Source organism: Streptomyces sp. NPDC059861 (assembly GCF_042731435.1).
In the GTDB taxonomy this organism is placed as follows: Bacteria; Actinomycetota; Actinomycetes; order Streptomycetales; family Streptomycetaceae; genus Streptomyces.
Genome location: NZ_JBHWJQ010000009.1, coordinates 69,859 through 90,245, shown reverse-complemented (window position 1 = coordinate 90,245; position 20,387 = coordinate 69,859). Strand labels below are relative to the sequence as shown.

The window sequence follows — 20,387 nt, the reverse complement described above, 5'->3', positions numbered from 1 at the left end:
ACGGGGCCCGGGATTCGCTTTGGAGTTCCTTGAGAGTCATGGCCGCGTCGTGTCCACGCCCGGCCGGGGCCGCCAATCCTGTTGCGCAGGACCTGGGGGACCGACCGACTTGCGACGAAGGAGCGTAGAGCGTGGCGACATTGGCACGCTGGTGCTATCGGCACCGGCTGGTGGTCCTGGTGCTGTGGGCGGGGGCGTTGTTCGGCCTGGGCTTCACGGCGACGACGGCGGGTACGGACTACGCGAACGTCTTCTCCCTGCCGGACACCGACTCGAAGCGCGCGTACGACCTGATGGAGAAGGCCTTCCCGGAGAGCTCCGGCGACACCGACACGGTGGTGTGGAAGGTCGACGAGGGCACGGTACGGGACGAGGAGGTACGGTCCCGGATCGAGCCCGCGCTGGCGAGGATCGGCGCGCTGGACGGCGTCGGCGAGGTCACCGGACCCTACGCCGGTGAACGGGGCGCGGCGCAGATCAGCCGGGACGGGCGGATCGCCTACGCCCAGGTCACCTTCACCGAGCAGGCGAACGCCGTCCCCATGGAGCTGATCGAGGACGTCGTGGACACCGCGCAGGCGGCGCAGCGGGACGGACTCCAGGTCGAGCTGGGCGGGCAGGCGATCGCGCGCACGCAGGAGCCGCCCACCGGCACGGCCGAACTGGTCGGCATCGCGGCGGCGGCGGTCGTACTGTTCCTCGCGTTCGGCGCGCTGTTCGCGATGCTGTTGCCGATCGTCGTGGCGGTCTTCGGCGTGGGCACCGGCATGCTTTCGACGATGCTGCTCAGCCATGCCACGAACGTGCCGGACGTGGCACCGCTGCTGGGCTCGCTGATCGGCCTCGGCGTCGGCATCGACTACGCGCTGTTCATCGTCACCCGGCACCGGCGCGGCATCCTGCGCGGTACGAAGCCGGAGGAGGCGGCCGTCACCGCCCTCAACACCTCCGGCCGCGCGGTGCTGTTCGCCGGTGGCACGGTCTGCATCGCGCTGGCCGGCATGCTGGTCATGAACCTGCGCTTCCTGGACGGTGTGGTCATCGCGACCTCCCTCACCGTCGTGTTCAGCGTCCTCGCGGCCGTCACGCTGCTGCCCGCGCTGCTGGGCCTGCTCGGCATGCGGGTGCTCAGCCGCCGGCAGCGGCACCGGCTGGCCCACGCGGGGCCGGAGCCGGAGGAGGCGAACGGCCTGGCGGCGCGCTGGTCGGCGTACGTCCAGCGGCGTCCGCGCACGATCGCGGCGCTCGCGCTCGCGGTCATGGTGGTGCTGTCCCTGCCCGTGCTGTCCATCCGGCTGGGCGCCACCGACCAGGGCAACCACCAGGAGACGCAGACCACCCGGCAGGCCTACGACCTGCTCGCCGAGGGCTTCGGCCCCGGCTTCAACGGCCCGCTCCAGGTCGTGGTCGACGGTGCGGCCCCCGACACGCTGGTCTCGCGCATCGAGTCGGCCGAGGGCGTCGCCCAGGTGGCCGCGCTGCCGCCCGCGAACGACGTCACGGTGATCCAGGTGGTGCCGACGACCTCACCGCAGTCCGAGGAGACGGACCGGCTGATCGACGTGCTGCGCGACGGGGTGATCCCGGCGTCCGGCGCGAACGCCCATGTGGGCGGCGTGACGGCGGTCTTCAAGGACTTCGCGTCGGTGACGGGCGACCGGTTGCCGTACTTCGTCACGACGATCATCGCGCTCGGTTTCCTGCTGTTGCTGGTGGCCTTCCGCTCGCTGGTGGTCCCGTTGACGGCGGCGCTGATGAACCTGATCGCGGCGGCCGCGTCGTTCGGCGTGCTGGTGGCGATCTTCCAGTGGGGCTGGGGCACGGAACTCCTGGGCATCGGCAAGGAGGGCCCGATCACGGCGTTCCTGCCGGTCATCATGCTGTCCCTGCTCTTCGGACTGTCGATGGACTATCAGGTGTTCCTGGTGAGCCGCATGCACGAGGAGTGGGTGCACACGAAGGACAACGCCCGCGCGGTGCGCGTCGGCCTGGCGGAGACCAGCCGGGTCATCAACTGCGCCGCCCTGATCATGATCTGCGTGTTCTCGGCGTTCGTCCTCAGCGGCGACATGGAGGGCGCGATGGCCGGCATCGGCCTCGCGGCGGCGGTCGCGCTGGACGCGTTCATCCTGCGTACGGCGCTGGTGCCGGCCGCGATGCACCTGCTGGGCAAGGCCAACTGGTGGCTGCCGGCGGGGCTGGAGAAGCGGTTGCCGCATCTGGCGGTGGAACCGCGGGAGGAGGAGCCCGCCGAGGAGCCGGACGGCCCCGCATCGGTGGTCCACGGCTTCATCCGCGCGGCGGACGGCGAGCCCGTGCCGGAAGCGGCGGTGACATTGCTCTCGCGCGGCGGACGTCAGCTGGACCGCGTGACGTCGCTGGCGGACGGCTCGTACATCGTGGCGGTACCGGGGCCGGGGACGTATCTGCTGGCGGTGACGGCGGCGACGCACCCCTCACGCGCGGGTCACGTGGCGGTCGGTGAGGGGCCGTTGGTGCACGACGTGGAGCTGGCGGAGGGTGAGGTGGACGCCGTCAGTTAGCTTTCCGCTGCCCGGCCTTGATGATCTGCTCCACGTCGAGGACGACCTTGGCGCCGATCGTCTCGGGCAGCGTGATCGTCTCGCCGGGAGCGTGAACGCGGTGGTTCGCGTACTCGCTCCCGGTCGGCTCCGTGAGGACGTGGAGCCGCTGATGCTTGCGGTCGACGACGAGGTAGACGGGGATCTTGGCCTGGGCGTAGGCGCCGGGCTTGGTCCTCAGGTCGTCCTTCCAGTTGCTGGACGTGACCTCCAGGACGAGGCGGAAGCAGACCGGGTCGTACGCGTTGTTCTCGACGAAGTGATCATCGATGTCGGAATCCACCACCACGAGATCGGGGATGGCGTAGTCCTCGGTCCCGGTGGGCAGCCAGAGACCGACGTTCTGGAGAACCTCGGTCTCGCCGTCGTCCAGCCCTGCGGCGATGAAGGGCCGCATCAGCTTGGTCAGAGCACGGGCGTGCGGGGCATCCGGTGATGGGGTCACGAGGAGGTGGCCTCCGATGATCTCGACGCGGTAGCCCGGATGGCGCTCCATGATCTCGTCGGCGATGGCCGTGAGCGAGAACGGCTCGTCGTCGTCGAAGGGCTGCTCGACGGATGCAGCGGACATCGCGTGCCTCCTAGGGGCTGGTGTCGAGAGCATCATCGTAGGCCGGTGAGGATCCGAACGTCCCGATCACGAGGCTTCACCCGATCGTGGATCACCCTGCCCGGCCCTTGCCCCCCGGATCCGGCAGCACCTTGGTCATCCCGGGCAGGAAGTCCGTGAACAGCTCGTGCACCTCCAGCACCAGCGGCCGGAGCACCCGGAAGCGGGCCAGGGAGACGCCCCGTGCGGTGAGGCGGGCGCCGCGTTCCGCCAGGCGGTAGCTGCGCTCCCGCCCCTCCGTGCGGTCGAAGATCCAGTACAGGACGAGGCCCATCTGGGACAGCCACATCAGCTCCGGAAGGATGTCGCGGAGTTCCGGCGCCACCTTGGTCTTCGAACCCGAGAGCACCTCCCTGTGGACGCTGATGGCCTCCTCGCGCGCGTGCTCCGACTCCGGGGAGAACGGGCTGAGCGGGCTGTCCGGGTCGGCGGCGTTCTTGAAGAACTGCACCGCGAACTCGTGGTACGGCATCGCCACGTCCAGCCAGGCCTTCAGGACGCCCGCGAGCCGTGACTCCAGGTCGGTCTTCTGGTCCAGCACGCCCCGGACCGCCGCCTGGTGCTCGGCGGCGACCCGGTCGTAGAAGCCCTGGATCAGGTGCTCCTTGCCGGCGAAGTAGTAGTACGCGTTGCCGACGGAGACCCCCGCCTCCTGCGCGATGGCCCGCATGGTCGTCTTGTCGTACCCGCGCTCCCGGAACAGCCGCATCGCGGTCTCCAGGATCAGCGCACGGGTCTGCTCGGACTTGGTCTGCTCGGCCTTGGCCGGCGTACCGCCGCCCGCACCGGGGCGTTCGTTCGCGCTGTCGTTGTTCGCGGGCACGAAGAAAGCCTAGTCAGTGGGACAGGCGCCGTCCGCGCACCCCTTGGGGAGGTACACCCAGCCAAGGGACGGTTCGTACGTCCACCCTTCCGCGCGCTGGTAGGCCTGTCCGCCCCACTGGCCGCCACGCCACTTCGCGGCGGCCAGCGCGGCCCCCTTGGCGAGCCGCGTCCCCGCCGGGGTGCTGAGACGGTGGGCGAGCGGGCGGTGCTCGCGCAGCGCCCACAGGGTGACGATCCAGGCGGCGGCGCCCTGGTAGACCTGTCCGCCGTCGCCGATGACGGTGATGTCGTCGAGGGTCGTGCGGTGGTCGAGCCCGGGAAAGCGCCGCCGGGCCTCGGCGGAGCCGGCGGGCACCAGGTCAAGCGGCACCAGCTGCCGCTGCCGTGCGAGCCAGTCCCGCAGGAAGGTGCACAGGGAGCATTCGGCGTCGTACAGCACGGTCAGCCGGCGAACCGGGACGCGCACCGCGCCCCGGCCCCCCGCCGCGACCGCAGCCACGCCACTTCCGCCTCGACCCCCGTCCGAGGCGAAAGCACCCCCACGACCGCGCCTCGCCCGCGCTCCGACGACGCCGGCCCTGTCCCGATCCCCTTGCGGCCCGGCGACGCCGACCCCGTCCCGGCCGCTTTGTGGTCCGGAGGCGTCGGCCCCGTCCCGACCCCTTTGCGGGAGGGAGGCGCCGCCTTCATCCCGGCCGACCGGCGCCGTGGAGCCGCCCCGGTCCCGGCCCCCTTGTGGTCCGGAGGAGCCGCCCCCGTCCCGACCGGCCGGGCCCGTGGAGCCGCCCCCATCCCGGCCGGCCGGCGCCGAGATGCCGCCCCCACCCCGACCGACCGGTCCCGAAGAGCCGCCCCCGTCCCGACCGACCGGCGCCGAAGCGTCGCCCCCGTCCCGACCGACCGGAGCCGAAGCGCCGCCCCCGTCCCGGCCCCCCGCCGGGACCGAAGCGGCGTTTGCGCCCCGGCCCCCCTCCGCCGTCCCCACGGTGCTCACGCCCCGGTCGCCGGGGCGACCCACTCCTGGGGCGTGACCGGCGGCAGCTGCTCCCGCTCCATCACGCCACGCCGCCGGATCCGGTTGAGCACGTACACGTTGCCCAGGTGCATCACCCCGAGCACCAGCAGCACCACGCCGAGCTTGGTCGACAGTGCCTCGAAGACGCCGCGCGTGTCGGTGATGGTCTCCTCACCGCTCAGGTACAGCGCGACAAAGCCGAGGTTGACCAGGTAGAAGCCGACCACCAGGAGGTGGTTGACGGCGTCGGCGAGCTTCTCGTTGCCGTGCAGCACGTCGGCCAGGAAGACCCGCCCGTTCCGGCTGAGCGTACGGGCCACCCATATGGTCAGGGAGATGCTGACGACCAGGTAGATGACGTAGGCGACGACCGTGCGGTCCATGTCCCCCACCCTTTCTTGAACGCGTTCAAAACGCTGACAGGGATGACTGTAGCCCTGTTTTTGAACGCGTTCAAGGTGAGGGTGGCACCGCTCGGCCGACGGGTGCCCGGGTCACGAAACGCGGCCCAGCTCCGGCCGTTTGCTGTAGTCCGTGAACCCGACGACGTTTCCCCACGGATCGGCGATCTCGACCGTCCAGCCGGTGACCACCGGGTAGGGGGCGTCGAGCAGCGGGATGCCCGCAGCGGTCAGGGACTCGGCCGCCACCCGTGCGTCCGGCACCTCCAGCCACACCCGCGGGGACGGCCAAGGCGGCGGCCGGTGCCCGAACTCCTCCTCCTCGCGCAGCAGGAGTCCGGGCGTCTCGCCCCCGACCTTCAACAACGCGATCCCGGCCTCGTCGATCCGGAACCCCGTCGTGAACCCGGCCCGCTCGTAGAAACCCACGGCCTCGCCGAGGTCCCCGACGGGCAACAGCACGTTGTCGAAACCGAGCAGCTCGTACGACTCGTCATCTGACATGCCGTCAGCGTAGGTCGGCGAGCGCCCGAACCCCGGCATTTACCGGACGTCCTCAGCCGGCCGCGGACGCACAAGGGCCCCGCCTGCGGTGCGTCACCGCGGGCGGGGCCCTCACACACAGGGCGGGACGGAGATCAGAAGCGGCGCGTGATGAGCGCCCGCTTCACCTCCTGGATCGCCTTGGTGACCTCGATACCGCGCGGGCAGGCGTCCGTGCAGTTGAACGTCGTACGGCAGCGCCACACGCCGTCACGGTCGTTGAGGATCTCCAGGCGCTGCTCACCGGCCTCGTCACGCGAGTCGAAGATGAACCGGTGGGCGTTCACGATCGCCGCGGGGCCGAAGTACTGGCCGTCGTTCCAGAACACCGGGCACGAGGAGGTGCACGCGGCGCACAGGATGCACTTCGTCGTGTCGTCGAAGCGCTCCCGGTCCTCGGCGGACTGCAGACGCTCACGCGTCGGCTCGTTGGTGTCCTTCGTGATCAGGAAGGGCATCACGTCCCGGTACGCCTGGAAGAACGGGTCCATGTCCACGATCAGGTCCTTCAGGACCGTGAGGCCCTTTATGGGCTCGACCGTGATCGGCTTCTCGGGGTTGATGTCCTTGATCAGCGTCTTGCAGGCAAGGCGGTTCTTGCCGTTGATCCGCATGGCGTCCGAGCCGCAGATGCCGTGCGCGCAGGAGCGACGGAACGTCAGGGTGCCGTCCAGATCCCACTTGATCTTGTGCAGACCGTCGAGGACACGCTCCTTGGGATCGATCTCCAGCTGGAAGTCTTCCCAGGTCGCGTCCGCCGAGACCTCCGGGTTGAAGCGGCGGATCCGGAAGGTGACGGTGATGTACGGGGAGGCCGCGGACTGCGCCTCGGCCTTGTCCAGAACGGGTGTAGCCATCAGTACTTACGCTCCATCGGCTGGTAGCGGGTCTGGACGACCGGCTTGTAGTCGAGACGGACGGTTTCGGACCCGTCGGCGCCGACCTCGCGGTACGCCATGGTGTGGCGCATGAAGTTGACGTCGTCGCGGTTGGGGTAGTCCTCGCGGTAGTGACCGCCGCGGGACTCCTTGCGGGCCAGCGCGGAGACCGCCATGACCTCGGCCAGGTCGAGCAGGTTGCCCAGCTCGATGGCCTCCAGCAGGTCCGTGTTGAACCGCTTGCCCTTGTCCTGGATCGCCACGTTCTTGTACCGCTCGCGCAGCTCGGCGATCTTCTCGACGGCCGTCTTGATCGTCTGCTCGGTGCGGAACACCATGACGTTCGCGTCCATGGTCTCCTGCAGCTCGCGCCGCAGGACCGCCACCCGCTCGTTGCCCGTCGACGTCCGCAGCCGCTCGATCTGCTCCAGAACGAGGGACTCGGGGGTCTCCGGCAGCTCGACGAAGGACGCCTTCTGCGCGTACTCCGCCGCCGAGATGCCGGCCCGCTTGCCGAACACGTTGATGTCCAGCAACGAGTTGGTGCCGAGGCGGTTGGCGCCGTGCACGGAGACACAGGCGACCTCGCCGGCGGCGTACAGACCCGGGACGACGGTGGTGTTGTCCGCCAGGACCTCACCCTCGACGTTGGTCGGGATGCCGCCCATCGCGTAGTGCGCCGTCGGCTGGATCGGGATCGGGTCCGTGTACGGCTCGATGCCCAGGTAGGTGCGCGCGAACTCGGTGATGTCCGGGAGCTTGGCGTCCAGCTGCTCCGGCGGCAGGTGGGTGAGGTCCAGGTAGACGTGGTCACCCTCGGGGCCGCAGCCGCGACCCTCACGGATCTCGGTGTAGATCGAGCGGGACACGACGTCGCGGGACGCCAGGTCCTTCATCACCGGCGCGTACTTCTCCATGAAGCGCTCGCCGTCCTTGTTGCGGAGGATGCCGCCCTCACCGCGGGCGCCCTCCGTCAGCAGGATGCCCATGCGCCAGATGCCGGTCGGGTGGAACTGGAAGAACTCCATGTCCTCCAGCGGCAGACCCCGGCGGTAGACCGCGGCCTGGCCGTCACCGGTCAGCGTGTGGGCGTTCGACGTCACCTTGAAGAACTTGCCGGTGCCGCCGGAGGCGTAGATCACGGCCTTCGCCTGGAAGATGTGGATCTCGCCGGTCGCCAGCTCGTACGCCACGACACCGGCCGAGCGCTTCACGCCGTCGACCTCGGTGATCAGCTGGTCCAGGACGTAGAACTCGTTGAAGAACTCCACGCCCTCCTTGACGCAGTTCTGGTACAGCGTCTGGAGGATCATGTGGCCGGTGCGGTCGGCCGCGTAGCAGGAGCGGCGGACCGGGGCCTCGCCGTGGTTCCTGGAGTGGCCGCCGAAGCGGCGCTGGTCGATCGTGCCGTTCGGGGTCCGGTTGAACGGCAGGCCCATCTTCTCCAGGTCGAGGACCGAGTCGATGGCCTCCTTCGCCAGGATCTCGGCGGCGTCCTGGTCGACCAGGTAGTCACCGCCCTTGACCGTGTCGAAGGTGTGCCACTCCCAGTTGTCCTCCTCCACGTTGGCCAGCGCGGCGGCCATGCCGCCCTGCGCGGCGCCCGTGTGGGAGCGGGTGGGGTAGAGCTTGGTCAGCACGGCGGTGCGGCTGCGCTTGGTCGCCTCGATCGCGGCGCGCATACCGGCGCCACCGGCGCCGACGATGACGGTGTCGTACTTGTGGATCTTCATCAGTAGTACCTCAGCCCCGTGCCTAGCGGATGTTCGGGTCGAAGGTGAAGATCACCAGCGTGCCCAGCAGGATCGTGAACACCGTCGCGGTGTACAGCAGGCCCTTCAGCCACAGGCGCGTGTTCGCGCGCTCCGCGTAGTCGTTGATGATCGTGCGCAGGCCGTTGGCGCCGTGCAGCATCGCGAGCCACAGCATCAGCAGGTCCCAGACCTGCCAGAACGGGGACGCCCAGCGGCCGGCCACGAAGGCGAAGCCGATCTTGGAGACGCCGCCGTCCAGCACGAGCTGGATCAGCAGGTGGCCGATGACCAGGACGACCAGCACGATGCCGGAAAGCCGCATGAAGAGCCAGGCGGCCATCTCGAAGTTGCCGCGCGTGGTCCGCGGGGTCTTCTTGGTGCGCTGGCGCGGCGGCTCGATGAGCGGCGCGGGGTTGTCGACCGTGTACACGGAGGCGCCCTCGACGGGGCCGATTCCGGAAGCGGTCTTCTCAGTGGTGGACATGCGCGTCAGCTCCCGAAGACTTCACGAGCGGCGTGGCCGAGGACGGGGTAGATCGCCCCGAGCATCAGCACGAGCCAGACGCCCACGACGGACCAGAACATCTGCTTCTGGTAGCGCGGGCCCTTCGACCAGAAGTCGACGGCGATGACACGCAGGCCGTTGAGCGCGTGGAAGAGGATGGCGGCGACGAGGCCGTACTCCAGCACGGCGACGAGTGGCGTCTTGTATGTGGCCACGACCTCGTCGTATGCCTCGGGGGAGACACGGACGAGAGCGGTGTCCAGCACGTGTACGAACAGGAAGAAGAAAATGAGGACGCCGGTGACTCGATGAGCCACCCAGGACCACATTCCTTCCCGGCCGCGGTACAGCGTTCCAGCCGGCACGGAAGAACCCTCCGGGAGCGGGGATTGGGGCCTGCCGGCTTCGGTGTCGGACGGGCCCGGCCGGGTACGGTCCACCGGCCCCCAGCATCGTAGCGACGCGCTGGCGCTCGGCTGAGCCCGGGTCTGGCGATGTGATCAAACTGGCAGTCGAACGGGCTATTCAGGTGGGCTGTGCCGTTATGTGCCGGGTGCGGGCGCGTTGTGGCTGGTGGCGCGGTTCCTCGCGGCCCTGAGCAGCTCCAGCAGCCGTCCCCTCGCCAGGTGGCGGAGTTCTTCCGCCGCCACGACCCGCTCCTCCTCGGGATCGTTCGTCAATCGTGACCGGATGGCGGCCAGCAGTCGGTCGGGGAACTCGCCCGGGGGTGTGTCGTCGAGACAGATGGCGAACACGTGACCGAATCGGGCCTCGTAGGCCGCGTGCGCCGCGCTCAGTGCCGTCTGAGCCGCCGAGTACGCGCCCTCCGGGAGGGCCGGCAGGGACTCGGCCGAGAGCGCTTCGGCCAGGTCACCGGCCGTGAGGTCGTACGCGGCCTCGTCCGAGGCGGCGAGGAGGGCGGCCACGTCGGGGTAGGGGCGGTGGGCCGTGACGCGGTGGGCCCAGCGGATGCTGTTCAGGCAGCTGAGGAGGGCCCGCTGGAGCTCGGCGGCGGGGGCGGCGTTGAAATGTGCCAAGGCGGACGGCAGGCCGGTCTGCACCGGTATGGCGACTCGGCCGGGGAGGTCAGGGAGACGGTGCGCGGGCAGCGTGATTCCTCGTGGGCGTCGCGTGTGTCGACAGGGGGATGCTGTGGGAGACGTGCCGTCACGTTATCGAGAGTGTCCACGGCGTGTCCGAGGGGCGCCTGACGTTCACCCGGACGGGAGAGTTTGAGGGCGCGCGGTGGACGCTCGAGGTCGTACGTTGGTGGAGTGAGCCAGCACAGACGCAGGGCGCAGGCGCGGAGCGTGACGCGAAGACGGTTGCTGATCGCGGTGGTCGCCGCCGCGGTGGTGCTCGCCGGTCTGGCCCTCGGTCTGTGGGCCGGCGGTGCCGGTACGGCGGCCCGGGCACCGGACGGTCCGTCGGGCCGGGCGGCGGCCGCGCCGACCCCCACTCCGACGCCCACCCGCTCCTACCCGCTGTCCACGGCTCCGCGCACCATCCCCGCCGTCCGTGAACACTCCCCGGCGCGCGGTCCCGGCTGGCGGCCCGCGCAGGGCGGGCGGGTCGTGGTGGGCGACGCCGGGCTGGCCGACGAAGGCCGGCTGGTGGCCGGTGAGCTGGGGCTGACGTACGCCGGGGAGAAGAACGACTCCCGGGCCGGGGACGTCCGGCTGGCGCTGAGCGGTGCCGCCGGGGCGAACCAGGAGTCGTACACCATGACCGTCCGCGACGGGCGGGTCAGCATCAGCGGCGCCGGTGAGGCGGGGGTCTTCTACGGGACCCGCACGCTGAAGCAGACCGTGAACGACGGCGCCACGGCGCCGGAGGGCGTCGTGCGGGACGAGCCGGCCAAGGAGCGGCGCGGACTGATGGTGGACATCGCCCGCAAGCACTTCACGGCCGACTGGATCGAGGACCGGATAAGGGAGCTGGGCGACCTCAAGTTCAACGAACTGGGGCTGCACTTCTCCGACGACCAGGGATTCCGTATCGAATCCGCCTCGCATCCCGAGATCGTCTCGGAGCAGCATCTGACCAAGGCGGAGGTCCGGCGGATCGTCCAGCTGGCCGAGAGCCGGCACATCAGCATCGTGCCGGAGATCGACTCACCGGGGCACCTGGGCGCGGTGATCGCCGCGCATCCGGATCTGCAGTTGCGCAACGCGCAAGGCGTCGCTGCGACCGGCGCCGTGGACATCGCCGACCCCGAGGCCGGGAAGATCGTCGACGAGTTGTTCAAGGAGTACGCCGGTCTCTTCCCCGGTACCCAGTGGCACCTCGGCGGCGACGAGTACCGGGCGCTCACCGTGTCCGACCCCCAGGCCTCCTACCCCCAGCTCGCGGCCGCCGCGCGCGAGGCGTACGGCCCCGGCGGCACCGTCGCCGACCTCGCCACCGGCTGGCTCAACGATCGCGCCGCCGCGGTCCGGGCGCTCGACCGCACCCCGCGTGCCTGGAACGACGGTTTCTACACCGACGCCTCCGTGCAGCCCGACAAGGACATCGAGGTCGCGTACTGGACGGGCAAGGAGATCGGCGCGCGACAGCCGGCGGAGTACCTGAGCGCGGGTCGCAAGGTCATCAACTACAACGACGAGTTCCTCTACTACGTCCTCGGTCAGCCGCAGACCTTCGTCTATCCCACGGGGCAGCGGATATACGAGCAGTGGACGCCGCGGGTGCTGCGCGGGACGCAGCCGGTCGCGGCGCGCTACGACGGGCAGATCCTCGGCGGTTCCTTCGCGGTGTGGTGCGATCTCGCGAACTCCCAGACGCAGGACCAGGTGGCGGCGGGGATCCGGATGCCGCTGCGGGCGACCGTCCAGAAGCTGTGGGACGAGGGTGAGCCGGAGCTCTCCTGGGCGGAGTTCAGCGAACTGGCGGACCAGCTCGGCTGAGGGCCCGCAGGGCCGTGTGGCCGCGGGTGCGGGGTATGCCGGGAAGAGGGGCACTTCGCGGCGGGGCGGGTCGCTGGGGGGAGCCGTGGGCTGCCGGGGGTTCTTCGTCGTCGGACGGGCCGAGGGCCGCTCGCCTCGTCGGCGGACGGGCCGAGCGGCCGCTCGCCGAGGTGGGCGCGCCGGCGGACGTGCCCGGGGTGGTGCTGGGGGGCTCGGCGCCGGGTGGCCGGCAGGTGTGGGAGTAGCCGGTGGTGACGGTGACGCCGGCAGCATGAACGCGCTCGCCCTGGAGGCCAGGCGCCGCCCCGTTCGGATATGTGATGGACAGCGCTTGCGCGGTGGTGGGGGCGGCGGCCCCGCGGAACGGGGCGTGGACGACCTGCCTGGCGCGGGCGGCGATGGCCGGCCACCTCGGTGCCGGCAGGCAGGGGCCGCGCTGGACAACTACGTCCTCGGACCCCGCGACGCCGCCGAACGGGCCGGCCTGGGCGGCGGAAGCCGGACACGCCGTGCCCGCAGGACCATTGCTCCACGTCCTGAACGCCGATGCCGACCCGTTGGCCGAAAAGCTGTTCTTCCTGTTCCTTCACCGACTTGCTGTCGTGCCGGTGTGACAGTACGGCAGTATGGCGCGCAGTTAGGGGAAGTGCGGGCTCCGTAACGGATGGCGCCCCGGAACGGGAGGCGTGGATGAGCCTGGTGGAACTGATCGCGCAGGCCGACGAACGCGGGCTGGCCGTGAGCGCGCTGGCTTGTTTGGATCGGTGCGTGCCTCTTCTCGGAGGCGACGACGAGGTGCTGCGCCCGTTGTGGGCGAACCTCGCGGACAACGGCGACACCGTCGAGTGGGGTGCGCTGCTGGACAAGGCGCGCGCGCAGCTGGGCGTCGCGGATGTCATGGACGCGGCGGACGTCGAGGACGAGGCCGCGCTGCTGGTCCGGCGGATGCTGGCCGCCGCCCCGGCCGTGCGGTCGGCCGACGAGGCGCGGGTGTGGGCCGACGGCTGCTCGGTGGCGGCGTTGCAGATCCACCGTCTGCTCGACCCGGCGGAGGACGGCGCGGCATCTGCCGAAACGTTCCCGCAGGTTCTCGAATCCGTCCGGGCGGGGACGGCCCCCGTCGCGGGTCGCACGGACGCCGTCTCGCCGCTCGTCGCCGCCGAACTGCGCCGCCAGACCACGGTCCTGGAACTCCTCACCGAACACGGCTCGGCCGGCCTGCGCCGCGCCCTGGAGGTGTCGACGGAGGGCCGCAGGGTCCTGCGCGCGGTGGTCTCCCGCCGGGCGAGGAACGCCTGAGCGCGGCGCGGCGGGGAGCAGGCGACGGGACCTCCGCGCTGGGGCCGGTGCGGTGGGGAGCATGTCACGGGACCCCCGCGACGAGTCCGGCGCGGCGGGGAGCATGCCTTGGGACTCCGTTCCTGGGTCCGGCGCGGTGGGGGTCATGCGCCGGGTCCCGGCGCCTGAGCGCGGCGCGGTGGGGAGCATGTCACGGGACCCCCGCGACGAGTCCGGCGCGGCGGGGAGCACGCCTTGGGACTCCGTTCCTGGGTCCGGCGCGGCGGGGAGCAGGCGACGGGACCTCCGCGCTGGGGCCGGTGCGGCGGGGAGCATGTCACGGGACCCCCGCGACGAGTCCGGCGCGGCGGGGAGCACGCCTTGGGACTCCGTTCCTGGGTCCGGCGCGGTGGGGGTCATGCCCCGGGACCCGGCGCCTGAGCGCGGCGCGGCGGGGAGCATGCCACGGGACCTCCGACCTGACTCCGGCGCGGCGGTGACCAAGCCCCGGGACCCGGCGCCTGAGCGCGGCGCCGCCGGGGCCGTGGCCCGGCAGCCCGCACACCACCGTCTCAGTTCCGCACCGGGACCTGAGCCCCCGATCCGGCAGCGTAAACCCGGGCTGGCGCAAGGATTCTGTGACCGTCCTCGGGGCGCCGTGGGGCGGTCCTGCGCCGGTTGCGGGCAGCCGCCGAACAGGTGTGACGAATCGTTGCTGCAGTGCGCTTTCCCGAATGTGACGACCCAGACTGTGACGACGACCCAAGCGGGGACGACCCCGGAGAACAGGCCCTCGGCCGCGACGAAGCCGGTGCGCTGGGCCGCGGACGCGGTGGCGACCCTGCGTGAGGGGGCGCGGCTGCGGCTCGACTACTCCGCGCAGTCCCTGTGGCGTGCCGACCGGTTGATCGACGAACTGCGCCTGGAGGGGACGCCGTACGCCGCCGCGGAACCCGTCCTGCGCGGTCTCGGCGCCTACGCCGGAGAGGTGATCGCCCGTCAGGCGGGCGCCGAGTGGTGGTCGAGCGGCGGCGACCACTGGGTCCGCACACCGGACGGCCGCCTCTGGGACCCCATCGACGAGGCCCGCCGCTGTTTCACCGGCGACGGTTCGCTGCGGCTGCTGTGCCGGGACGCGAGCGCCGGCCGGTGACGGGACACCTCCCGGAGCCCGTGTGACGCGGGGGAGGCGGGGGCGTCTGACGAGCTGTGACACTTCTCTGAGGCCTGACGCTGATGACCTCGGGGGCGTCGACACGGCCGGATCGTGTCGCACGGTGCCGACTTCCTACGAACGCGGTGCGAACGAGGACGGTTGTGGGCCAGGGAGGGCAGCCCCGTCGCGTACAGGCGCACGACGGGGAATTGGGTGCTGCGGTCGCGCGGGCGCAGGACGGCGACGAGGCCGCTTTCGCGGTCGCGTACCGGCTGGTGCAGCCGGGGCTGCTCGGCTATCTGCGCGGGCTGGTCGGCGACGACGCCGAGGACGTGGCGTCCGACGCCTGGCTGGAAATCGCCAGGGACCTTGGCCGGTTCAAGGGCGACGGGGCCGGTTTCCGCGGCTGGAGCGCGACCATCGCCCGGCACCGGGCGCTGGACCATCTCCGCCGCACCCGGGCACGGCCACGCCCGACCGCGCTCGAACCCGACGTCCTGGATCTGCCCGGCCCGCACAGCACGCACGACCAGGCCCTGGAGTCCATCACCACCGAGCGGGCCCTGGCCCTGGTGCGCGAACTGCCGCGCGACCAGGCGGAGGCCGTCCTGCTGCGGGTGGTCGTCGGTCTGGACGGCCCCACCGCCGCCAGGGTGCTGGGCAAGCGGCCCGGCGCGGTGCGGACGGCCGCGCACCGTGGGCTCAGGCAACTCGCCCGCCGACTGGGCGCCGAGGGCGGGCCGCAGGACGGTTCCCGCGGGCCGGGGGAGTCGTGATGCAGGGACAACAGCGGTCCGGGGACGGACGGCGCGGCAGCCGGTTCGTGGCACTGCTGGGTGCCGTCATGCGGGACGGCGAGCTGGACGCGGAGGCCGAGCGGCAGGCTCTGGCCGCGTTCCGCGCGGCCCGGGACGCGGGCGCCCACCGGGCCCGTACGCGCGGCCGGGACGTCTGGCGGGCGCGGAGTGCCGAGCGGTGAGGCCGGGGTGGGTGAGGCGGAGGCCAAGGCAACGGCCGGGGCCGCCACCCCCCACAGGAGAGGCCCCGGCCGTCGCGCGGCACGGGCCGCGCGGCGGCCCGTACTTCCTTCAGCGTCATGACGGCGTTTTCTGTCACACCCCACTGCGTCACGAGTTAGTTGCATCGACGACTACCTGCATGGACGGGAGGCGGTTTCAAGACGTAACGTGCCTTTCGCGCCGGAGTGCGGAGGCGGGACGACCACCGCGACCGCAGCGGTCCTCGAACGGCGACCATCGACCGAGGAACCACGACGGCGAGAACCCGGTCCGTGAGAGCGGCACCGGCTTGGGCGCAAAGAAGGGCGCGCGCGGTGGGGGACGACGCGGAGCTGACGGCCGCGGTGCTCGCGGCACAGAGCGGGGACGAAAGCGCGTTCCGGACGGTCTATCGCGCGGTGCACCCACGCCTGCTCGGATACGTACGGACGCTGGTCGGCGACCCCGACGCCGAGGACGTGGCGTCCGAGGCCTGGTTGCAGATAGCCCGGGACCTGGAGCGGTTCAGCGGCGACGCGGACCGGTTCCGCGGCTGGGCCGCCCGGATAGCGCGCAACCGGGCCCTGGACCACATACGGATGCGCGGCCGGCGGCCCGCGATCGGCGGTGACGAGAGCGAGTTGACGGGTCGGCCCGCGGAGTCCGACACCGCGGGCGAGGCCATCGAGGCCCTGACCACCGACCACGCCCTCTCCCTGATCGCCCGGTTGCCGCAGGACCAGGCCGAGGCCGTGGTGCTGCGGGTGGTGGTGGGACTCGACGCGAACACCGCCGCCGAGGCGCTCGGCAAACGGGCGGGCGCCGTGCGCACCGCGGCGCACCGGGGGCTGAAACGGCTCGCCGAACTGCTCGGCGACCTCGGCGACGATCCGGAATCGGCCGGTGTGCTCGACGCCCTGCCGCCCCAGCGAGAACCGCGCGATCGCGCGGTGACGTCCGCGAGTGTGACGCCTACGCGCACGCGGACGCAGAAGGACATGTGATGGCCGACGAGCAGCACAGGTGGCTGGACCGGGAGACGGCGGAGCGTTTGCTGAGCGGAGAGCCACTGGACGCTGCCGACGACGCCACCCGCGAACAGGCCGACCGGCTCGCCCGCACCCTCGGCGCGCTCTCCGCGAAACCCCCGCTGACCAGCGATGAACTCCCCGGCGAGGCCGCCGCGCTGGCTGCCTTCCGCAAGGTGCGCGCGGACCGCGACAGCGAGCTCGCCGCCCTCGACGCGCCCGGCGCCGTGCGGACGTCCGACGCCGGTCTGGTGTGCATCGGTGGCCGCGCGGGTGGCCGTACGCGCGCTGCCCACCGCCCGCGCCGGGGCCGGCCCGTGCGGCTGGGGCTGGCCGCGGCGCTGGCCGTCGCCATGGTCGGCGGAGTGGCCGTCGCGGCCGGAACCGGAGTCCTGGACGCGCCGTTCCACGACGACGAGCCGCGCCCCGCCGCCTCCGTCTCGGCCGCCGAGCCGCCCGAGCAGCCGTCGGTCCCGTCCCCGCCGACGCGGCGCGAACAGCCCGGCTCGGCCGCGCCGGACGGCACCACGGGCGGCCCCTTCGCCGGCAGCCGCGGCGCGCCCGGCGACGAGACCCCCTCGGCCGACGAGGGCGCCGAGGAGCGGACGCGCGACGCCGACAGCTGGTGGAGGGCGCTCACCTCGGCCTGCCGCGACCTGCGCGAGGACCGGCGCCTGGACCACGACCGCAAGCGCGCCCTGAGGGAGGCGGCGGGCGGCCCCTCGCGCGTGCGCGCGTACTGCGACGCCGTGCTCGGCGACGCCGACGGCCGACGGGACAAGGGCTGGGGCAGGGACGGCAGCGGCGACGACGGCCACGCGGGCGGCAGGGGCGACGACGACCACTCGAACGGCGACGGCATGGGCGACGGCAGGGGCGACGACGACGGTCGCGGAGGTCGCGGCGACGGCGGCGAGGGCAGCGGCGACGACGGGGACGACGACTCGGCACCCGGCCGCACCGGCTTCGGCCCCCGCACCTCCGCGTGGTCCACGGCCCTCCTCCCCGACATGCGCAGGCGGGCGGCCTCGCTGCTGCCGACGCCGAACGCCTCGCACTCGCCGCTCTGACCTGCAGCTTCGCGGGACCGTAGATATTTCTGTCCGAGGGGTGTGACGCTTTGGGCCGCGCCGGCGCAGTACTGAGTGAGCCGACTGGTCATCGGCTGTCGCACTGAGCCGGGGTTCCCCCCGTACCTACGGCTCGTGCACCTGAGCGCGGGCGGGACACGTTCCCCCGGTCCCGCCCGCGCCCCGAACCTCACCAGTGGACGACGACCTTGTCGCCCTTCTTCGCCTCGCCGAACAGTTGTGCGATCGCCGCCTCGTCCCGGACGTTGACGCAGCCGTGCGAGGACCCGGCGTAGCCGCGGGCGGCGAAGTCCGGCGAGTAGTGCACGGCCTGACCGCCACTGAAGAACAGGGCGTACGGCATGGGCGAGTCGTACAGCGTGGAGTGGTGGTGGCGGGATTTCCAGTACACCTGGAACTTGCCCTCCCGGGTGGGTGTGTGACCCGAGCCGAAACGCACCGGCAGGGTCGTCACCGTGCGGCCGTCCACCATCCAGCGCAGCGTGCGGCTCGACTTGCTGATGCACAGCACCCGCCCGGTCAGACAGCGCGCGTCGGGCGCGTCGGCGGGCTGACCGCCCATCAGGTACAGGTCCCAGCGGCCGGGCTCACGGGTCATCCTCAGCAGCCGCTGCCAGGTGACGGTGTCCACGGCGCCGGTCCTCGGCAGCCCGCGCTTGCCCTGGAAGCCCCGCACCGCCTGCTGGGTCAGGCCGTCGTACGTCCCCGTCGGCCCGACGAACAACCACGCGACCTGCCGCAGCCGGGCCTGGAGTTCGCGCACGTCCCGGCCGTGGTCGCCGGGGGACCAGAGCACCCGGGCAGGCGTCGGGGCCGGAGCCGGCGCCGGGGCGGCCGGCCGTGTGGGGGCCTTGGAGGTGGCGGGCGGCGGCGCGGGTGCGGCCGGCCGTGCGGGGGCCTTGGAGGTGGCGGGCGGCGGCGCGGGCGCGGTGCGGGTGATGTCGATGTGGATCGGCCCGCGCGGGTTGCCGTCCGCGTCCACGCCCTGCACGGTGCAGCCGCACACCGTCACCAGCGCCGCCAGCGCGGCGGCCGCCCTCCTCGAACCAGGCTTGCGCATGCCAGTCCCCGCCTTCTCACCGAGTGCACTGGGTCTCACCCGAGATGCTTCCCGCGCATGACGGCTCGCGAACGGCGCGGCATCGTGGTGGGCAAGGGGTGAGCCACCGCAAGGAGTGGCCACCGCTCGGCGGAAGGCACTCACCATGGCGCACGAGTCGGAGTCCGGACTGCCCATCGAACCGGTCTACGGGCCGCAGGCCCTGGACGGCTGGGACCCGGCCGTGCGGCTGGGCGAGCCCGGCGCCTACCCCTTCACGCGCGGCGTGTACCCGTCGATGTACACGGGCCGCCCCTGGACCATGCGCCAGTACGCGGGCTTCGGTACGGCGGCGGAGTCCAACGCCCGCTACCGGCAGCTCATCGAGCACGGCACCACCGGCCTGTCGGTCGCCTTCGACCTGCCCACCCAGATGGGCCACGACTCCGACGCGCCCCTCGCGCACGGCGAGGTCGGCAAGGTCGGCGTCGCCGTCGACTCGATCGACGACATGCGGGTGCTGTTCGGCGGGATCCCGCTGGACAAGGTGTCGACGTCGATGACGATCAACGCCCCGGCCGCGCTGCTCCTGCTGCTGTACCAGCTGGTCGCGGAGGAACAGGGGGTCCGGGCCGACCAGCTGACGGGCACGATCCAGAACGACGTCCTGAAGGAGTACATCGCGCGCGGGACGTACATCTTCCCGCCGAAGCCGTCCCTGCGGCTGATCGCCGACATCTTCCGGTACTGCCGGGCCGAGATGCCCAGGTGGAACACCATCTCGATCTCCGGTTACCACATGGCCGAGGCGGGCGCGTCCCCCGTGCAGGAGATCGCCTTCACCCTCGCCAACGGCATCGAGTACGTCCGCACGGCCGTCGCCGCCGGCATGGACGTCGACGACTTCGCCCCGCGCCTGTCCTTCTTCTTCGTCGCCCGTACGACGATCCTGGAGGAGGTCGCGAAGTTCCGCGCCGCCCGCCGGATCTGGGCACGGGTGATGCGCGACGAGTTCGGCGCGAGGAACCCCAAGTCGACGATGCTGCGCTTCCACACGCAGACGGCCGGGGTGCAGCTGACCGCCCAGCAGCCCGAGGTGAACCTGGTCCGCGTCGCCGTCCAGGGCCTGGCCGCGGTGCTCGGCGGCACCCAGTCCCTGCACACCAACTCCTTCGACGAGGCGCTCGCCCTGCCCACAGACAAGAGCGCGCGGCTGGCCCTGCGCACCCAGCAGGTGCTCGCCTACGAGACCGATGTGACCGCGACCGTCGACCCCTTCGCCGGTTCCTACGCCGTCGAGCGGATGACGGACGACGTCGAGGCGGCCACCGTCGAGCTGATGGGGAAGGTCGAGGAGCTGGGCGGCTCGGTCGCCGCGATCGAGCACGGTTTCCAGAAGGGCGAGATCGAGCGCAACGCCTATCGGATCGCCCAGGAGACGGAGGCGGGCGAGCGGGTCGTCGTGGGGGTGAACCGCTTCACGATCGACGAGGACGAGCCCTACGAGCCGCTGCGCGTCGACCCCGCCATCGAGGCCCGGCAGTCGGAACGCCTGGCCGCGCTGCGTGCCGAACGCGACGGTCGGTCGGTGGACGCGGCCCTGGCGGCGCTGCGCAAGGCGGCCGAGGGCGACGACAACGTGCTGCCCCCGATGAAGGAGGCGCTGCGCGCGCGGGCCACCGTGGGTGAGGTGTGCAACGCCCTGCGGGATGTATGGGGGCGTTACGTACCGAGTGACGCCTTCTGACCTGACCGGTTGTCGTACCGGCGTGCGACAC

At 71.7% G+C, this 20,387-nt stretch carries 20 protein-coding genes and 1 pseudogene; 10 read left to right on the top strand and 11 right to left on the bottom strand.

Annotated features, from left to right (window positions below):
• Window positions 1-140: 140 nt before the first annotated feature.
• Window positions 141-2,543, top strand: a complete 2,403-nt coding sequence (locus ACFV6X_RS10805; RefSeq protein ID WP_385380937.1) for an MMPL family transporter — start codon at window positions 141-143, stop codon at window positions 2,541-2,543.
• Here ACFV6X_RS10805 and ACFV6X_RS10800 read toward each other — a convergent pair.
• From ACFV6X_RS10800 to ACFV6X_RS10755, 10 genes are all read right to left on the bottom strand, one after another.
• A complete protein-coding gene (locus ACFV6X_RS10800) occupies window positions 2,536-3,153 on the bottom strand; it encodes a Uma2 family endonuclease (protein ID WP_385380681.1) in 618 nt (205 codons plus the stop codon). The genes ACFV6X_RS10805 and ACFV6X_RS10800 overlap by 8 nt on opposite strands.
• Before the next feature lie 91 nt (window positions 3,154-3,244).
• Complete coding sequence (locus ACFV6X_RS10795; protein WP_385380678.1) at window positions 3,245-4,015, bottom strand: TetR/AcrR family transcriptional regulator; 771 nt, start codon at window positions 4,013-4,015, stop codon at window positions 3,245-3,247.
• 9 nt (window positions 4,016-4,024) lie between these two features.
• The gene (locus ACFV6X_RS10790; RefSeq protein WP_385380675.1) at window positions 4,025-4,516 is read right to left on the bottom strand and encodes a thiol-disulfide oxidoreductase DCC family protein; all 492 of its coding nucleotides are present in this window, start codon (window positions 4,514-4,516) and stop codon (window positions 4,025-4,027) included.
• A gap of 491 nt (window positions 4,517-5,007) precedes the next feature.
• Complete coding sequence (locus ACFV6X_RS10785; protein ID WP_385380672.1) at window positions 5,008-5,415, bottom strand: hypothetical protein; 408 nt, start codon at window positions 5,413-5,415, stop codon at window positions 5,008-5,010.
• 111 nt (window positions 5,416-5,526) lie between these two features.
• A complete protein-coding gene (locus tag ACFV6X_RS10780) occupies window positions 5,527-5,937 on the bottom strand; it encodes a VOC family protein (RefSeq protein WP_385380669.1) in 411 nt (136 codons plus the stop codon).
• 134 nt (window positions 5,938-6,071) lie between these two features.
• Window positions 6,072-6,833 (bottom strand): succinate dehydrogenase iron-sulfur subunit, encoded by a 762-nt coding sequence (locus ACFV6X_RS10775; RefSeq protein ID WP_385380666.1) that lies wholly within the window; start codon window positions 6,831-6,833, stop codon window positions 6,072-6,074.
• The gene (gene sdhA, locus ACFV6X_RS10770; RefSeq protein WP_385380663.1) at window positions 6,833-8,587 is read right to left on the bottom strand and encodes a succinate dehydrogenase flavoprotein subunit; all 1,755 of its coding nucleotides are present in this window, start codon (window positions 8,585-8,587) and stop codon (window positions 6,833-6,835) included. Before sdhA ends, ACFV6X_RS10775 begins: the two co-directional genes overlap by 1 nt.
• A 22-nt stretch (window positions 8,588-8,609) precedes the next feature.
• Window positions 8,610-9,092, bottom strand: a complete 483-nt coding sequence (locus tag ACFV6X_RS10765) for a succinate dehydrogenase hydrophobic membrane anchor subunit (protein WP_365449420.1) — start codon at window positions 9,090-9,092, stop codon at window positions 8,610-8,612.
• A 5-nt stretch (window positions 9,093-9,097) separates the two neighbouring features.
• On the bottom strand, window positions 9,098-9,478 hold the full coding sequence (sdhC, locus tag ACFV6X_RS10760) for a succinate dehydrogenase, cytochrome b556 subunit (RefSeq protein ID WP_365449418.1): 381 nt from the start codon (window positions 9,476-9,478) through the stop codon (window positions 9,098-9,100).
• A gap of 177 nt (window positions 9,479-9,655) precedes the next feature.
• Window positions 9,656-10,228, bottom strand: a complete 573-nt coding sequence (locus tag ACFV6X_RS10755; RefSeq protein WP_385380934.1) for a 2-oxo-4-hydroxy-4-carboxy-5-ureidoimidazoline decarboxylase — start codon at window positions 10,226-10,228, stop codon at window positions 9,656-9,658.
• A 159-nt stretch (window positions 10,229-10,387) separates the two neighbouring features.
• Here ACFV6X_RS10755 and ACFV6X_RS10750 point away from each other — a divergent pair, with 159 nt between their 5' ends.
• The 8 genes and pseudogenes from ACFV6X_RS10750 to ACFV6X_RS10715 all read left to right on the top strand — a co-directional run bounded on the left by ACFV6X_RS10750 (window position 10,388) and on the right by ACFV6X_RS10715 (window position 17,549).
• Window positions 10,388-12,019, top strand: a complete 1,632-nt coding sequence (locus ACFV6X_RS10750; protein ID WP_385380660.1) for a glycoside hydrolase family 20 protein — start codon at window positions 10,388-10,390, stop codon at window positions 12,017-12,019.
• 35 nt (window positions 12,020-12,054) lie between these two features.
• A pseudogene (locus ACFV6X_RS10745) lies at window positions 12,055-12,633 on the top strand (hypothetical protein).
• 76 nt (window positions 12,634-12,709) lie between these two features.
• Window positions 12,710-13,318, top strand: coding sequence for a hypothetical protein (locus ACFV6X_RS10740; protein WP_385380658.1), 609 nt, complete (start codon window positions 12,710-12,712; stop codon window positions 13,316-13,318).
• A gap of 730 nt (window positions 13,319-14,048) precedes the next feature.
• Window positions 14,049-14,450 carry a hypothetical protein gene (locus ACFV6X_RS10735; protein ID WP_385380655.1) on the top strand — a complete coding sequence of 134 codons (402 nt, stop codon included), beginning with the start codon at window positions 14,049-14,051 and terminating at the stop codon, window positions 14,448-14,450.
• A gap of 164 nt (window positions 14,451-14,614) precedes the next feature.
• Window positions 14,615-15,229, top strand: coding sequence for an RNA polymerase sigma factor (locus ACFV6X_RS10730; protein ID WP_385380652.1), 615 nt, complete (start codon window positions 14,615-14,617; stop codon window positions 15,227-15,229).
• Window positions 15,229-15,432: a hypothetical protein gene (locus ACFV6X_RS10725; RefSeq protein WP_385380649.1), complete on the top strand. Its 204-nt coding sequence runs from the start codon at window positions 15,229-15,231 to the stop codon at window positions 15,430-15,432. Before ACFV6X_RS10730 ends, ACFV6X_RS10725 begins: the two co-directional genes overlap by 1 nt.
• 354 nt (window positions 15,433-15,786) lie before the next feature.
• Window positions 15,787-16,455: an RNA polymerase sigma factor gene (locus ACFV6X_RS10720; RefSeq protein WP_385380646.1), complete on the top strand. Its 669-nt coding sequence runs from the start codon at window positions 15,787-15,789 to the stop codon at window positions 16,453-16,455.
• Complete coding sequence (locus tag ACFV6X_RS10715; RefSeq protein WP_385380644.1) at window positions 16,455-17,549, top strand: hypothetical protein; 1,095 nt, start codon at window positions 16,455-16,457, stop codon at window positions 17,547-17,549. The genes ACFV6X_RS10720 and ACFV6X_RS10715 overlap by 1 nt, the downstream gene beginning before the upstream one ends.
• A 190-nt stretch (window positions 17,550-17,739) precedes the next feature.
• Here ACFV6X_RS10715 and ACFV6X_RS10710 read toward each other — a convergent pair whose 3' ends face one another.
• A complete protein-coding gene (locus ACFV6X_RS10710; RefSeq protein ID WP_385380641.1) occupies window positions 17,740-18,630 on the bottom strand; it encodes a L,D-transpeptidase family protein in 891 nt (296 codons plus the stop codon).
• Between the two features lie 145 nt (window positions 18,631-18,775).
• Between ACFV6X_RS10710 and ACFV6X_RS10705 the strand changes: the two genes are divergently transcribed.
• On the top strand, window positions 18,776-20,356 hold the full coding sequence (locus ACFV6X_RS10705) for a methylmalonyl-CoA mutase (RefSeq protein WP_385380638.1): 1,581 nt from the start codon (window positions 18,776-18,778) through the stop codon (window positions 20,354-20,356).
• The last annotated feature ends 31 nt before the right edge of the window (window positions 20,357-20,387 follow it).